Below are 14,362 nucleotides of genomic sequence, written 5' to 3' on the forward strand. Positions count from 1 at the left end.
AGCCGGTGAGAGGAGGCGTACGTGTCGAGCATGCACGGCGGCATGGGGATGGCGTGGCGCCACCTGAGGTCCGACAGGTCGGTCTCCAAGCAGTACGTCAGCCGCGACACCGTGCGGCGCATCCTGGCGTTCGCCTCACCGCAGAAGCGGCTGATCGGCGTCTTCCTCGCCCTCGTCGTCGTCGACGCCTCCACCGTGGTGGTCGTCCCGCTGCTCGCCCAGCGCATCATCGACGACGCCATCGTGCCCGGCGACACCGGGCTGGTCGCTCTCTACGCCTCCCTCATGGCGGTCGCCGCCGTGTTCACCGCCGTCGTCTCGATCGGCCTCGGCTGGATGTCCTCACGCATCGGGGAGCAGCTGATCTACGACCTGCGTGGTCGCGTGTTCGGCCACGTGCAGCGCATGAGCCTCGCCTTCTTCACGCGGACGCAGACCGGTGCCCTCGTCTCGCGTCTGAACAACGACGTCATCGGGGCGCAGCGCGCGTTCACCTCCGCCCTGTCCTCCACGGTCGCCAACACGATCGCCGTGGTCGTCGTCGGCATCACGATGCTGGCGCTGAGCTGGCAGGTCACGCTGCTGTGCCTCGCGCTGTTCCCGATCCTGTTCGCGACGAGCCGCTGGGTCGGCGCGAAGCTGGCGGGCCTCAGCCGGGAGCAGATGGACGGCAACGCCGCGCTGGGCAACACGATGACCGAGCGGTTCGGCGTCGGCGGCGCCCTGCTCCTGAAGCTCTTCGGGCGCCGCGAGGAGGAGGACCGGCTCTTCTCGGAGAAGGCGGGTGCGGTGCGCGACCTGGGCGTACGCATCGCGCTGATCACCAGGGTCTTCACCGCGGCGATGACCCTGGTGCCCGCCCTGGCGACCGCCCTGGTCTACGGCGTCGGCGGCTACCTGGTCATCCAGCAGGACCTCTCGCTCGGCACGCTCGTCGCGCTCGCGGCGCTGCTGCTCCGCCTGCTCGGGCCGCTGCAGGGGCTCTCGAACGTACGCATCGACGTGATGACCGCCCTGGTGAGCTTCGACCGGGTCTTCGAGGTGCTCGACCTGCCGAGCCAGGTGCAGGAGAAGCCGGACGCGGTCGACGTCACCGGTGCGCCGGCACGCGTGGAGTTCCGCGACGTCGGCTTCCGCTACCCGCGCGCCGACGAGGTGTCGCTCGCGAGCCTGGAGTCCATCGCCCGGGCCGACGCCCGCGACAACGAGGACGTGCTGCGCGACATCTCCTTCGTCGCCGAACCGGGCCGCATGGTCGCCCTGGTCGGGCCCTCCGGTGCGGGAAAGACGACCGTGACCCACCTCGTGGCCCGGGTCTACGACGCCACCCGCGGGTCGGTGCGCGTCGGCGACCACGACGTGCGCGACGTGACGCTGCAGTCGCTGGAGGACATGGTCGGGTACGTCACCCAGGACGCCCACATGTGGCACGACACCATCCGTGCCAACCTGCAGTACGCCCGGCCCGGTGCCGGCGACGACCAGATCTGGGACGCGCTGGCGGCGGCGCGCATCGACGCGCTCGTCCGCAGCCTCCCCGAGGGTCTGGACACGGTCGTCGGGGACCGCGGCTACCGCCTCTCCGGCGGTGAGCGGCAGCGGCTGGCGATCGCGAGGCTCCTGCTCAAGGCGCCGCCGATCGTGGTGCTCGACGAGGCGACGGCGCACCTGGACTCCGAGTCCGAGGTCGCGGTGCAGCGGGCGCTGGACACCGCCCTGGAGGGGCGTACGAGCCTGGTGATCGCCCACCGGCTCTCCACGGTGCGTCACGCCGACCTCATCCTCGTCGTCGAGGACGGGCAGGTCGTCGCCCGCGGGACCCACGCCGAGCTGCTGCGGGCCGGGGGGTTGTACGCCGACCTCTACCGCACGCAGTTCGTCGACGACTCCGGCCACACGCTCACCGGCGCCTGAGTGACGTGCCGACCGTGGCGCGGCCCGCGTCGAGGTCGCGCTCCTGGGCGGTGGGCTGGTTGCGGCGTCGCGGCTTGCGTGCCGGCAGCCCGGCCGCCACGCGGCGAGCCTGGCGGCGCTCGTCGTACGCGAGGTAGAAGAACCCGAAGACAGCGAGCGCCCCGAAGAACCACCACTGCAGGCCGTAGAAGAAGTGCGGGCCGCCGCCGAGCTCGGGCAGCTCGGTCGCCACGAGCGGCTCCGCCGCGGGCGGCGACTCGGTCTCGGCGTCGACGAAGCCGCCGTACACGGGACCCTCGAGGAGCGGTGCGATCGCCACGGAGCTGACGGCTCGGGTGGACCCGTCGGTGACCGTGGCTACGTCCTCGCTGGCGTTGGACCGGACCCAGCCCGTCACCGTGACCTGCCCGGTGGGTGCCGTGACGCCCTCGGGTCGCTCCCCGCCGCGGTTCTGGGTCGGGGTCCAGCCCCGGTCGACCAGCAACCACGGTCCCTCGCTGGTGCGCAGCGGTGTCACCAGGTCGACGCCGGCCGCACCGTCACGGGTCTGGTAGCGCACGACCACGGTCGCGGCGTCGTCGTAGGTGCCCGTGGCGGTGACCCGCTGCCACTGGTCCTCCGGCGCGGCGTCGGCGCCGACCCGCAGCACCTGGTCGACCGGCACGGCGGGGGAGTCCAGGTTGCGCTCCACGAGCGCGTTCTCCGCGAGGCGGGCCTCGCGCCGGTCGAACTGCCACTCGCCCAGGCGCCAGCACAGCGCCGCGAGCAGGAGGACGGTGACCGCGAACAGCAGCCAGCGTCGGGACAGGAAGAGCCGCACGGCTCCAGCGTACGAGCCCGTTCCGGCCACGCATCGTCACAGAGGGTGGCGTACGTCTCTGTGGAACGTAGGGTTGCCGCATGTCCCCGACGCCTCCGACCCCGCTGCCGACGTTGCCCCTGGTCGACCGGTTCGGTCGTGTCGGCACCGACCTGCGCGTGTCGTTGACCGACAAGTGCAACCTGCGGTGCACCTACTGCATGCCCGCCGAGGGTCTGGACTGGATGCCGACGAGCCAGCAGCTCACCGACGAGGAGGTCGTGCGCCTCATCCGGATCGGGGTGGAGCGACTCGGCATCACCGAGGTGCGGTTCACCGGCGGCGAGCCCTTGGTGCGCAAGGGACTCATCGACATCGTGGCGGCCACCGCGGCGTTGCGGCCGCGACCGGAGACGTCGATCACCAGCAACGGGCTGGGGCTGGACAAGACCGCGCGGGCGCTGGCTGCCGCGGGCCTCGACCGGGTGAACGTCTCCCTGGACACCACCGACCCGGCGACCTTCCTCGAGATCACGCGCCGCGACCGGTTCGACGACGTCGTGCGTGGTCTCGCGGCCGCGCAGGACGCAGGACTGGGCCCCGTGAAGGTCAACGCCGTGCTGCTGCGCGAGGTCAACGAGGACCACGGCCCCGACCTGCTGCGCTGGTGCCTCGAGCGCGGCTACGAGCTGCGGTTCATCGAGCAGATGCCGCTCGACGCGCAGCACGGGTGGCGGCGCGACACCATGATCACCGCCGACGAGATCCTCAGGCGCCTCGAGCGCAGCTTCGTGCTGACACCGGCTGAGGAGCCGCGCGGCAGCGCGCCCGCGGAGAAGTTCGTCGTCGACGGCGGACCGGGCACCGTCGGGGTCATCGGGTCGGTGACCCGGCCGTTCTGCGGCGACTGCGACCGCGTACGCCTCACCGCCGACGGCCAGGTGCGCAACTGTCTCTTCGCCCGCGAGGAGTCCGACCTGCGGCTGGCCATGCGCGACGGCGCCGACGACGAGGAGCTGGCGCGCCGCTGGCTGGCCGCGATGGCCACCAAGCGCGCCGGCCACGGCATCGACGACGAGAGCTTCCTGCAGCCGACCCGACCGATGTCCGCCATCGGCGGCTGAACGCCTCGCGACCTAGGACCCGAGCGGTACCACGTCGCGCAGGAACCCTCGCAGGTCGAGGAAGTGCCCGAGCGACTCCCGGTGCTCGGCGCAGGCGAGCCACACCTTGCGCCGGTCGGCGTCGTGGATCTTCGGGTTGTTCCACCGCAGCTCGTACGCCGCCTCTGCCCGGCAGTCCTTCGCCGAGCACAGCAGCTGCGCGGACTTCTCCTCCAGGCCGGTGCTCATGGCACCCGACTCTGTCAGGCCCGCGACTCGCTCTGCACCACGGGACCACCGGGAGGGAGGGCTGCGTACCCCTCGTTCTCCCACGGGTTGACCACCTCGGGCGCGCCGGCCCGCAGCTCGGCCTCGACGTTCGCCACCGTCACCGCGATGAGGGGCAGAAGGAACGCCGCGGTGATGAGGACGGCCGCGATCCACGGGCTGAAGGAGTAGGTGAACACCGCACCGAGGAAACACAGGGTGCGGATCGTCATCGACAGGACGTAACGGCGCTGGCGGGCGGAGATCTCGGCTTCTCGGGACTCCGCGGCGGTGGTGACCTCGACCACCTGGACTTGGTCCTTGCGGTTCCTCGCCATGCCTCCATCCTATGTCGGCCCGCACATCTCAAAACCGCAGCGATCGCGTCGCGAGCGCCACAGCAGCGGGGGGAACAACAACCGTGCCGCGTCGACGCGGCTAGCCTGCTCCTTCACGGTCGGCGCCGTCCGGGCGCCGCGGAGAGAGGACTGCCATGTCGAGCCGTACGTACCGCGTCACCGAGATCGTCGGCACCTCGCCCGACGGCATCGACCAGGCGATCCGCAACGGTGTCGAGCGTGCGGCCGCGACCCTGCGCCACGTCGACTGGTTCGAGATGACCGACATCCGCGGGCACGTGAAAGACGGTCAGGTGGAGCACTTCCAGGTGACGTTGAAGCTCGGCTTCCGGCTCGAGGACGAGTGAGCGCGCGCCGCCTGGTGATCGTGCGCCACGGCAGGGCCGAGGCGTACGCCGCCGACGACCACGAGCGCGAGCTCACGCCCCGCGGTGCGGAGGACGCACAGGCGCTCGGCCGGTGGCTGGCCGCCCAGGAGTGGTTGCCCGACCACGCCGTGGTCTCCTCGGCGACCCGGACGCAGCAGACCTGGACCGCACTCGCGGAGGCTGCGGGAGTCACGCTCGAGCCCGTGGTGGAGGACGGTGTCTACAACGCCGGTCCCGAGGCGGTCCTCGACGTGCTGCGAGCCGTACCGCAGGAGGTGGTGACGCTCCTGCTGCTGGGCCACAACCCGACAGTCGCGTGGCTGGCGAACTCCCTGGACGACGGCGACGGCGACCCTGCCGAGCTGATGGCTGTGATGGACGGGTTCCCGCCCGCCTCGTGCGCCCTGCTCGAGGTTGAGGGCGGTTGGGCCGACCTGGCCGACGGCTCCGCGCGTCTCCTGCGCTCCTGGCGCCCCTGAGGGCGCGGCTCAGTCCGTGGGTCCGACGTACCCGTCGTCGGCGTCCGCGGCCTCGACCTCCTCGCGGCTGATGCCCAGCAGGTAGAGCACGGTGTCGAGGTAAGGCACGTTCACCGCCGTGTCGGCGGCCTCGCGCACGACCGGCTTCGCGTTGAACGCCACCCCGAGCCCCGCCGCCGAGAGCATGTCGAGGTCGTTCGCGCCGTCGCCGATGGCGACGGTGGCGCGGGGCGGCACACCGAGCTCGGCGGCGAACTCGCGCAGCACCTCGGCCTTGCGCGCCCGGTCCACGACCCGACCCAGCAGTCTGCCGGTGAGCCGTCCGTCGAGGATCTCGAGCTCGTTGGCCTCGGCGAGGTCGATGCCGAGGTCCTCGGCGAGGCGGTCGGTGACGTGGCTGAAGCCCCCCGAGACGATCGCGAAGCGGTAGCCGAGCCGCTTGAGCGTACGCACCAGGGTGCGTGCCCCGGGGGAGAGCTCGATGGACTCGTAGACCTCGTCGAGCGCCGAGGCGGGCAGCCCCTCGAGCAGGGCGACCCGCTCACGCAGGGACTCCTCGAAGTCCAGCTCGCCGCGCATCGCACGCTCGGTGACGTCCGCGACCTGCTCGAGACAGCCGGCGCGCTCGGCGAGCATCTCGATGACCTCGCCGCGCACCAGGGTCGAGTCGACGTCCATCACGATCAGCCGTCGTCCGCGGCGCAGCAGGTCGGCGGGCTGCACCGCCACATCGACCTGCTGACGCGCACCCTCGGCGGTGAGCAGCTCGCGCAGACGCGCCGGGTCGACGCCGGAGACGCTCAGCTCCAGCGCCGTCACGGGGTAGCGCGCCATCCGGGCGATCCGGTCGATGTTCGCGCCGGTGGTGGCGATCTCGTCGACGATCGCGGCGACGGCGGCGGCCGCGAGGGGCTGCCCGAGGACGGTGACGTGCGTCCGCCCCGCCCCGCGCGCCGGGGCGTCACCGGAGCCCTGCTCGAGCTCGACCTCCAGGCCGAGCTCGGCAGCCTGCGCGGCCAGGGCCTGCTCCAGCGAGGCGCTCCCTGTGCCACCGGCCGGGGGAGTGACGAGCACGCCGAGCACGAGCCGACCGCGGATCACGACCTGCTCGACGTCGAGCACGGTGCAGCCGTGCGCGGCGAGGGTGCCGAAGACCTGTGCCGTGACGCCGGGCCGGTCGCGGCCGGTGAGGGTGATCAGGAGCGTCGGCAGCGCCGGGCCCGGTGCGGAGGAAGGCGCGGTCGCAGTCACGCCCAGAAGGCTACGGCGCGCCGACGGGCAGCTCGCAGGCCGCCACGAGAGCGCGTCTGGCCGCTCGCTCCAGCGGGACGAGCGCCGCCCGTCGCTGCTCGGCCTCACCCGCCGTCACCGCGCCGCCGTCGTCGACCAACGCGAGCTCCACGATGCGCCAGCAGCGGTCGCCCTGGGCGATGAGGGGCAGGGCGGCCCGGTGCAGCCCCTCGGGCAGCACGAGGCGTCGGTCGGCGCGCAGGGACTGCAGCTCGTCCGCGACCTCGGGACGCCAGCGGGCGACCTCGAGATCGGCGAGTGCCTCCAGGGTCTGCAGCAGCGTGCGGCGCAGGGTGGTCGACGCCTCGCCCGGGTCGGGCACCTGGCGTCGCGAGTGCGCGGCGTACGCCTGCCACACCACCCCGCGACCCACCCGGTGAGGCACGAGCCCGACCTCGGCGCCGGCGACGACGACGGCCTCTCCCACGTCGATCGCCTCGGTGTTGAAGGCGGCCGGGCCGGCCAGCCCGACCGGATCCCCGGGCGTCGGCAACGCGGCACCGGCACCGGTTGCGCCCAAGGACCGCAGCCGGCCCAGGGCCAGCGCCAACGGCACCGCACCTTCGTCGGGGTCGCCCCCGGGCAGCCCGGCGACGTGGTGGGCGACGTCGTCCGCGGTGATGGCGTCGAGGACGTCGTCGGTGGCCGCGACACCGTCGAGCCAGGCGCCCAGCCAGACCGCGCAGCGCACGGCGTCGGGCCACACGGGGTCGGCGTCAGCAGCCCGCGAGGAGACGGAGGAGGACACGGCAGACACGTGCCGAGCGTACGGATGCGGCGGTGCGTAGGTTGGGGCCTGCCCGCCCACCCCCGTACGTCCTGGGAGGACCCCGTCGTGGCCGACGCCGTCATCGATCTCGCCGACGTCTCGGTGGTGCGTGGTGGCAACACCCTGCTCGACGGCGTCGACTGGCGCGTCGAGGAGGACGAGCGCTGGGTGGTGCTCGGGCCGAACGGCGCCGGCAAGACCACGCTCCTGTCGCTGTGCGCCGCGCAGATCCACCCGAGCTCCGGCGTGGCGGGGCTGCTCGACGAGGTGCTCGGCACGGTCGACGTGTTCGAGCTGCGCCCGCGCATCGGGCTGACCTCCGCCGCGCTGGCCGAGCGGGTGCCCCGGGGCGAGCGGGTCGGCGACCTGGTCGTGTCCGCGGCGTACGCGGTGCTCGGCCGGTGGCGCGAAAGCTACGAGCCCGCCGACGTGCTGCGGGCCGCGCGCCTGATGCAGGAGCTGGGGCTCGGTGGTCTGGAGCGACGGACGTTCGGCACGCTGAGCGAGGGGGAGCGCAAGCGGGTCCAGATCGCCCGGGCGCTGATGACCGACCCCGAGCTGCTGCTTCTCGACGAGCCCGCCGGGGGGCTCGACCTGGGGGGCCGCGAAGACCTGCTGGTGCGACTGACCACGCTCGCCGACGACCTCGACAGCCCCGCGATGGTGATGGTCAGCCACCACGTGGAAGAGGTGCCCCCGGGATTCACCCACGCCCTGACGCTGCGCGGCGGTCGGGTCGTGGCCCAGGGGCCGGTCGAGCAGGTGATCACCCCGGCCGTGCTGAGCGAGACCTTCGGGATGCCGCTGAAGATCCGTCACGAAGCGGGCCGGTGGACGGCCCGTCGCGCCTCGGCCTGAGACCTGGTCCCGCGTAGGCTCGGGTCATGGATCCCTTCGGCGAGCAGATCTGGGCCACCTGGTTGGGGCTCGCCGGCCTGCTCGTCGTCGCCGAGCTGATGAGCCTGGACCTGGTGCTGATCATGCTCGCCGCCGGGGCTGCCTCGGCCGGGGTCGCAGCGTTGGTCGGTGCGCCGCTGGTGCTGCAGATCCTCGTCGGTGTCGGCGTCAGCGCCGCGACCCTCGCGTTCGTGCGCCCCACCGTGCTGAAGCGGCTGCACGGCGGTCCGGAGATCACGATGGGGCCGCGCAGCATGATCGGCATGACCGTGACCGTCGACCAGCCGATCAGCGCGAGCACGCCCGGCAAGGTGCTCGTCAACGGCGAGATCTGGACGGCTCGTCCTCTCGACGAGCGTGAGTCGATGGACGTCGGCGACCTGGTCGACATCTATGACGTGCAGGGGTCCTCCGTGCACGTGGTCAAGAGACCTGACATGACCGAGCTGGGCTGACCTGCTCGGGAGGGAGAAGTGATGACTGACGGAGGATCCGTCGTGCTGATCGTGCTGCTGGTGCTGGTGGTGCTCGCAGCGCTGTCGCTGTTCAAGGCGGTGCGCTTCGTGCCCCAGGCGCGGGTCGACATCGTCGAACGGTTCGGCAAGTACCGCACGACCCTGAACGCCGGGCCGAACCTGATCATCCCCTTCGTGGACCGGCCGGCCTACCGCATCGACCTGCGCGAGCAGGTCGTGGCCTTCCCGCCGCAGAACATGATCACCCAGGACAACCTGACGGTGAACATCGACACCGTCATCTACTTCGTGGTCACCGATCCGGTCGCGGCGACGTACGAGATCGAGAACTACATCCGCGCCATCGAGACGCTCACCATGACCACGCTGCGCAACATCGTCGGCGGCATGGACCTGGAGGAGACGCTCACCAGCCGCGACAAGATCAACACCAGCCTCAACGCGGTCCTCGACGAGGCCACCGGCAAGTGGGGTCTGAAGGCGAACCGCGTCGAGATCCAGGGCATCGACCCGCCGGGCTCGATCAAGGACTCGATGGAGAAGCAGATGCGCGCCGACCGCGACAAGCGCGCCGCGATCCTGAACGCCGAGGGTCACCGGCAGTCGGCGATCCTCACCGCGGAGGGCAACAAGCAGTCCTCGATCCTGGAGGCCGAGGGTGAGCGCGAGTCCGCCATCCTGCGCGCCCAGGCCGACCGGGAGTCCTCGATCCTGCGCGCCCAGGGTGAGGGGCAGGCGATCCAGATGGTGTTCCAGGCCATCCACGACGGTCAGCCGGACCAGGCGCTGCTCGCCTACCAGTACCTGCAGATGATGCCGAAGATCGCCGAGGGCACCTCGAACAAGGTCTGGATCGTGCCGAGCGAGATGGGCAAGGCGCTCGAGGGACTCGGCAACGCGATCGGCGGCAACGTCTCCGGTGTCCCGGCCCACACCGACGGCGTCAAGCACCGCATCGACCTCGACGAGGTCGAGCTGCCCGGCGGCGGTGACGTCGACGAGGCCGCCGCGAAGGCACGCGAGGAGGCCGCGGCGTCGGTCGAGGCGGCCCTGGCCGAGGCCCGCCAGGCTGCGAACCCCAACGCACGCGCCCAGGAGCCGGGCGCGCTCTCCGGTGACGACGTCGGCGGCGAGGGTGACACCCCCGCCCCGGGCAACCCGCAGACCTGATCCCGGGGCCGGTCGCCCCGGGGTGAGGGTGTCGGCATAGCGTGATCGCGTGACCGATCTCGCCTGGTGGCAGATGCTCCTCGTCGCCCTCGCGGGTGTGGGAGCGGGTGCCATCAACGCCGTCGTCGGGTCGGGGACGCTCATCACGTTCCCGACGCTGCTGGCGCTCGGCGTACCCCCGGTGGTCGCGAACGTCTCCAACAACATCGGGCTGGTGCCCGGGTCGGCGTCGGGCACGTTCGGCTACCGGCGAGAGCTGCGCGGCCAGCGACGCCGGGCGCTGGTGCTCGGTGTCGCGTCGCTGCTCGGCGGCACCGTCGGCGCGATCCTGCTGCTGGTGCTGCCGGAGTCCGCCTTCGGTGCGATCGTGCCGGCGTTGATCCTGCTGGGCGTGGTCCTGGTGCTGGTGCAGCCGCGGGTGTCGCGCTGGGTCGCGTCCCGACGGGAGCGACGGGCGGCCGCCGGCAGCGGCGTCGACGCATCGAGGGACGTCGCGCGCTGGGTGTGGCCGGTCGTGGCGCTCGCCGGGGTGTACGGCGGCTACTTCGGCGCCGCCCAGGGCGTGATCCTCGTGGCGGTGCTCGGCCTGGGGGTCGACGACGCGCTGCAGCGCCTCAACGGGCTGAAGAACCTGCTCTCGTTGGTGGTGAACTCCGTGGCCGCCGTCGTCTTCGTGCTCGTCGCCGACGTCGACTGGCTCGTGGTCGCCCTCATCGCTGTCGGCTCGACCATCGGCGGGCAGCTCGGCGCGTCGGTGGGCCGTCGGCTGCCCCCCTGGGCGCTGCGCGGCGTCATCGCGGTCGTCGGCATCGCGGCTGTCGTCTTCTTCGTGTTGAGCAGCTGATCGCGCGATACCGCCGGTCGTGACACGATCCGGTCGTGTCCCGGCTGCTCCTCGTGCTCATCGTCCTCGCGCTCACTGCCCCGTCCGCGGTCGCCGCGGCGGGCACGGGCCGCGCGGACGGCACGACGCCCTCGGACCGGCCGGCGATCCCCTCCGCGCTGAGACTGCCCGGGTCCTGGGCCGAACCCGCGCCGCCCCAGGAACCGATGGCCGCCGTCGGGCTCGGCTACCGGCGCGAGACCGTGGGGCTGACGGAGAGCCGGGAGCGGATCGCCATGTACGGCGTGCCCGCCGACGGCGGCCCGAGCACCTGGCTGCAGCTCCCCGAGCTGCGCACGATCGGTGCCCGCAGCCTGGTCGACTGGTTCGCGCTCTCACCCGACGGTCGCTACCTGGCCGTCGAGCGCATCTCCGTGCGGCGGCGGCCCGGCTGGGCTCGGCCTCGGAGGCCGTGTCCGCGTCCCGCGCGTGGACGGCTGGGACGTCATCGACCTCGTCGACGGCACGCGGCGACAGCTGGTGCCGGACACGGGTCCGCTGTCATCCGGTCCGTCCTGGGGGATCCGCTTCTCCGGGGACGGCCGCTACCTCCTGGTGCCGTACGCACTGGGACGAGGGGCTCCAGGGCCGCGCGCGACGAGGCTCGTGGCCTTCGACCTCCGTGACGGCCGCGAGATCCAGCTCGTGGAGCCGGGAACGAGCTTCGGCATCCCCGAGGTGCAGCCCTCCGACGGCGTCTCCTGGATCCAGGACGGCCGTCTGGAGACGCTGCTGCCCCTCGGAGGCCGGGGCACGTCGATCGATCTCGGACCGCGCGTCTACTCCGCCACGACCTCGCCCAGCGGCGACACGCTGGCGTACGTGCAAGGGCCGACACGAGCGCAACGTCGCCATGGTGCCGAGGAGTCGCTGCACCTGGGCGAGGGGGCACGTGCCGCACGGGAGACCGTCGTGGCCGAGGGGTCGTTCCAGGCCTTCCTCGGATGGCGGGACGAGGAGACGCTCGTCGTGCGGACCCGGATCGACCGGCTCGCGACCGCGACCGCCGGCGGCCTCGAGCCGCTGCCCCTGCCGATCGTGGGCGACTGGATCAACCCCCCGGAGTTCGCCGCAGATCTGTGGGCGGCCCCCTTCAGCGAGCCATCGGAGCGGCTCGGGCTCGAGGACCCGCGACGCTGGTACGTGCGTGCGCTGTGGGTCCTGCTGGCACTCGTCGTGCTCGGCGCCGTCGCGGCCTACCGCTGGGTGGCGGCGGCGGAAGGACCGGCGCAGCGCAGGCACAGGCCCCAGTAGGTCACCTCGGCCTCGTCGACGACGAAGCCCGCCACCTCGGCGGTCTCACCGGCGTCGAGGCACGGCACCTCGCCGGTGGCGCAGTCGACGTCGGCCACGGCACCGCAGGAGCGGCACACGAGGTGGTGGTGGTTGTCGCCGACCCGCAGCTCGTAGCGTGCGGAGGAACCGGCCGGCTGGAACCGACGCACCAGTCCGACCCGGTGCAGGGCGGCGAGCACGTCGTACACCGCCTGCACGCTGACCTCGGCGGTGGCCGGGTGGTCGCGCAGGGTGCGGCTGACGTCGTCGGCGGTCGCGTGGGGTCGGTGCTCGAGCGCGGACAGCACGGCCAGGCGGGGACGCGTCACCCGCAGACCTGCGTCGCGCAGGCTGCGGGTGACGGTGTCGCTGTGGTCCACGCGTCGAGCGTACGTGCGGATGGCGATCAGGCCTGGTAGGTGCCCATCAGGACCGCGCGGCCCAGCGTGTTGAACACCGTGTTGAACGAGGCGAAGGTCGGGGTCGCGTCCTTGTCGATGCCCAGGCTCTCCTCACCGATCGCGTGCACCACGAAGTAGTAGCGGTGGTGCTCGTCGCCCTCCGGCGGGGCCGCGCCTGCGAAGTCGCGGCTGCCCATGTCGTTGCGCACGTGGAAGGCGTCACCGGGCAGGGCGTCGTCACCCGAGCCGGCGCCGGCGGGCAGGGAGGTGCAGTCGGCCGGGAGGTCCACGACGGTCCAGTGCCAGAAGCCGGACGGGGTCGGCGCGTCGGGGTCGAAGCAGGTGACGACGAAGCTCTTGGTGCCCTCGGGGGCGCCCTCCCAGCTCAACTGCGGCGAGGTGTTGCCCTGGGCGTGCACCTGGTCGTCCTTGATGGGCTCCCCGTCGGTGACGTCGGTGCTCGTCACGGTGAACGACGGCACCTCCGGCAGCATCTCGTACGGGTTGGCGGCGCGGGGGCGCTCGAGGCTCATGGGGCTCCTCCTGGAGATCGGTTGCGTACGCCCGGTACCTACCCGGGGCGCGGCCGGCCACGCGTTCCGCGACCTGGACCGCGTCCGCGGGGCGGGCCCGCAGGCACGATGATGGGTCCATGACCTCCCCCTATCTCGCCGGCCTCGTGCTCCAGGGGCGTCGCGTCGTGGTGGTCGGCGGCGGTCAGGTCGCCCAGCGTCGCGTGCCGGCCCTGATCGACGCCGGGGCCGACGTGCTGCTGGTCGCGCCCGAGGTCTCGCCCGCCCTGCAGGCGATCGCGGACGCCGGTGAGATCACCTGGCACGACCGCACCTTCGTCGAGGAGGACCTCGACGATGCCTGGTACGTCGTCGCGGCCACCGACGACGCGGAGGTCAACGCCGCCGTGGGTGCCGCGGCCGAGGCGAGGCGGGTGTTCTGCGTGCGCAGCGACGACGCGTACGCCGGCACCGCCTGGACCCCCGCGACGGGACGCCACGACTCCCTCACCGTGGGCGTGCTCGGCGCACGCGAGCCGCGCCGCACCGCGCGCACGCGGGACGCACTAGTGGCCGCGCTGCGCGACGGCCTGGTCTCGGCGCGGGAGGACGGTGTGCGACGGCCCGGTGTGGTGCTGGTCGGCGGCGGACCGGGTGACCCCGACCTCGTCAACGTCGCCGCGCGCCGCGCCCTCGCGGACGCCGACGTCGTGATCGCCGACCGCCTCGCCCCTCGCTCTCTGCTGGGCGACCTGCCCGACGGGGTCGAGGTGGTCGATGTCGCCAAGCTGCCGCGCGGCCGTCACACCCCGCAGGAGGCCATCAACGCCCGGTGCGTCGCGGAAGCACTGGCCGGCAAGCAGGTGGTGCGCTTCAAGGGCGGCGACACCTTCGTGTTCGGACGCGGTTTCGAGGAGGTGCTGGCCTGCGAGGCCGCCGGTGTCGCCTGGTCGGTGGTGCCGGGGCTGTCCTCCTCCTACGCCGTGCCGGCGACTGCCGGCATCCCCGTGACGCACCGCGGCGTCGCCCACGAGTTCACGGTCGTCTCGGGCCACCTCGCCCCGGGCCACCCCGGCTCGTTGGTCGACTGGTCCGCGCTGGGCGCCCTCCGCGGCACGGTGGTGTGCCTGATGGCGGTCGCCAACGCAGGCGCCATCGCCGACGCGCTGGTCGCGGGCGGGCGCGACCCGCGTACGCCCGTGGCCGTCATCGCCGAGGGCACGATGCCGGGGGAGCGGCGGGTGCTGACGCGCCTTGAGTCCCTCGCCGCCGACATCGCGCGGATCGAGCCGCCCGCCGTCATCGTCGTGGGTGACGTGGTCGCGGTCGGCCACCCGGACGCCTACCCCGACCGGCTGACCGACCTCGACCCCGCGACCGGCGACCGTGGCTGAGCGGAC

At 72.6% G+C, this 14,362-nt stretch carries 17 protein-coding genes; 10 read left to right on the plus strand and 7 right to left on the minus strand.

The window, feature by feature from the left end; all coding sequences use genetic code 11:
- Positions 1-30: 30 nt before the first annotated feature.
- On the plus strand, positions 31-1,914 hold the full coding sequence (locus tag KLP28_15875; GenBank protein QWC87036.1) for an ABC transporter ATP-binding protein/permease: 1,884 nt from the start codon (positions 31-33) through the stop codon (positions 1,912-1,914).
- Here the strand turns inward: KLP28_15875 and KLP28_15880 are convergent.
- Positions 1,901-2,734, minus strand: a complete 834-nt coding sequence (locus tag KLP28_15880; GenBank protein QWC84994.1) for an SURF1 family protein — start codon at positions 2,732-2,734, stop codon at positions 1,901-1,903. The two genes, KLP28_15875 and KLP28_15880, sit on opposite strands and share 14 nt — an antisense overlap.
- 80 nt (positions 2,735-2,814) lie before the next feature.
- Between KLP28_15880 and moaA the strand changes: the two genes are divergently transcribed.
- Positions 2,815-3,837: a GTP 3',8-cyclase MoaA gene (moaA, locus tag KLP28_15885; GenBank protein QWC84995.1), complete on the plus strand. Its 1,023-nt coding sequence runs from the start codon at positions 2,815-2,817 to the stop codon at positions 3,835-3,837.
- Between the two features lie 12 nt (positions 3,838-3,849).
- Here the strand turns inward: moaA and KLP28_15890 are convergent, their stop codons facing one another.
- Together KLP28_15890 and KLP28_15895 are read right to left on the minus strand one after the other, a co-directional pair.
- Positions 3,850-4,065: an acetone carboxylase gene (locus tag KLP28_15890; protein ID QWC84996.1), complete on the minus strand. Its 216-nt coding sequence runs from the start codon at positions 4,063-4,065 to the stop codon at positions 3,850-3,852.
- 14 nt (positions 4,066-4,079) lie between these two features.
- On the minus strand, positions 4,080-4,421 hold the full coding sequence (locus KLP28_15895) for a DUF3099 domain-containing protein (GenBank protein QWC84997.1): 342 nt from the start codon (positions 4,419-4,421) through the stop codon (positions 4,080-4,082).
- A gap of 155 nt (positions 4,422-4,576) precedes the next feature.
- Between KLP28_15895 and KLP28_15900 the strand changes: the two genes are divergently transcribed.
- Both KLP28_15900 and KLP28_15905 read left to right on the plus strand, forming a co-directional pair.
- Positions 4,577-4,789 carry a dodecin family protein gene (locus KLP28_15900; protein QWC84998.1) on the plus strand — a complete coding sequence of 71 codons (213 nt, stop codon included), beginning with the start codon at positions 4,577-4,579 and terminating at the stop codon, positions 4,787-4,789.
- Complete coding sequence (locus KLP28_15905) at positions 4,786-5,289, plus strand: histidine phosphatase family protein (protein ID QWC84999.1); 504 nt, start codon at positions 4,786-4,788, stop codon at positions 5,287-5,289. Before KLP28_15900 ends, KLP28_15905 begins: the two co-directional genes overlap by 4 nt.
- Positions 5,290-5,298: 9 nt before the next feature.
- On the opposite strand, the gene serB is transcribed toward KLP28_15905, so the two are convergent.
- Both serB and KLP28_15915 read right to left on the minus strand, forming a co-directional pair.
- Positions 5,299-6,540 carry a phosphoserine phosphatase SerB gene (gene serB, locus KLP28_15910; GenBank protein ID QWC85000.1) on the minus strand — a complete coding sequence of 414 codons (1,242 nt, stop codon included), beginning with the start codon at positions 6,538-6,540 and terminating at the stop codon, positions 5,299-5,301.
- A gap of 10 nt (positions 6,541-6,550) precedes the next feature.
- Positions 6,551-7,285, minus strand: a complete 735-nt coding sequence (locus tag KLP28_15915) for a hypothetical protein (protein QWC87037.1) — start codon at positions 7,283-7,285, stop codon at positions 6,551-6,553.
- A 66-nt stretch (positions 7,286-7,351) separates the two neighbouring features.
- Between KLP28_15915 and KLP28_15920 the strand changes: the two genes are divergently transcribed.
- The 5 genes from KLP28_15920 (at position 7,352) to KLP28_15940 (ending at position 12,028) form a co-directional block, all read left to right on the plus strand.
- On the plus strand, positions 7,352-8,206 hold the full coding sequence (locus KLP28_15920) for an ABC transporter ATP-binding protein (protein QWC85001.1): 855 nt from the start codon (positions 7,352-7,354) through the stop codon (positions 8,204-8,206).
- Between the two features lie 26 nt (positions 8,207-8,232).
- Complete coding sequence (locus tag KLP28_15925) at positions 8,233-8,700, plus strand: NfeD family protein (protein QWC85002.1); 468 nt, start codon at positions 8,233-8,235, stop codon at positions 8,698-8,700.
- A gap of 21 nt (positions 8,701-8,721) precedes the next feature.
- Complete coding sequence (locus KLP28_15930; protein QWC85003.1) at positions 8,722-9,891, plus strand: SPFH/Band 7/PHB domain protein; 1,170 nt, start codon at positions 8,722-8,724, stop codon at positions 9,889-9,891.
- 73 nt (positions 9,892-9,964) lie between these two features.
- Entirely contained in the window at positions 9,965-10,735 is a 771-nt protein-coding gene (locus KLP28_15935) for a sulfite exporter TauE/SafE family protein (protein ID QWC87038.1), read from the plus strand.
- A gap of 468 nt (positions 10,736-11,203) precedes the next feature.
- A complete protein-coding gene (locus KLP28_15940; GenBank protein QWC85004.1) occupies positions 11,204-12,028 on the plus strand; it encodes a hypothetical protein in 825 nt (274 codons plus the stop codon).
- On the opposite strand, the gene KLP28_15945 is transcribed toward KLP28_15940, so the two are convergent.
- Positions 11,971-12,429: a transcriptional repressor gene (locus KLP28_15945; protein ID QWC85005.1), complete on the minus strand. Its 459-nt coding sequence runs from the start codon at positions 12,427-12,429 to the stop codon at positions 11,971-11,973. The genes KLP28_15940 and KLP28_15945 overlap by 58 nt on opposite strands.
- Positions 12,430-12,455: 26 nt before the next feature.
- Positions 12,456-12,983, minus strand: a complete 528-nt coding sequence (locus tag KLP28_15950) for a YbhB/YbcL family Raf kinase inhibitor-like protein (GenBank protein QWC85006.1) — start codon at positions 12,981-12,983, stop codon at positions 12,456-12,458.
- A 119-nt stretch (positions 12,984-13,102) separates the two neighbouring features.
- Between KLP28_15950 and cobA the strand changes: the two genes are divergently transcribed.
- Positions 13,103-14,356 carry a uroporphyrinogen-III C-methyltransferase gene (cobA, locus tag KLP28_15955; protein QWC85007.1) on the plus strand — a complete coding sequence of 418 codons (1,254 nt, stop codon included), beginning with the start codon at positions 13,103-13,105 and terminating at the stop codon, positions 14,354-14,356.
- Positions 14,357-14,362: the final 6 nt, after the last annotated feature.

The sequence above is a fragment of the Nocardioidaceae bacterium genome (assembly GCA_018672315.1).
Taxonomy (GTDB): Bacteria; Actinomycetota; Actinomycetes; order Propionibacteriales; family Nocardioidaceae; genus TYQ2.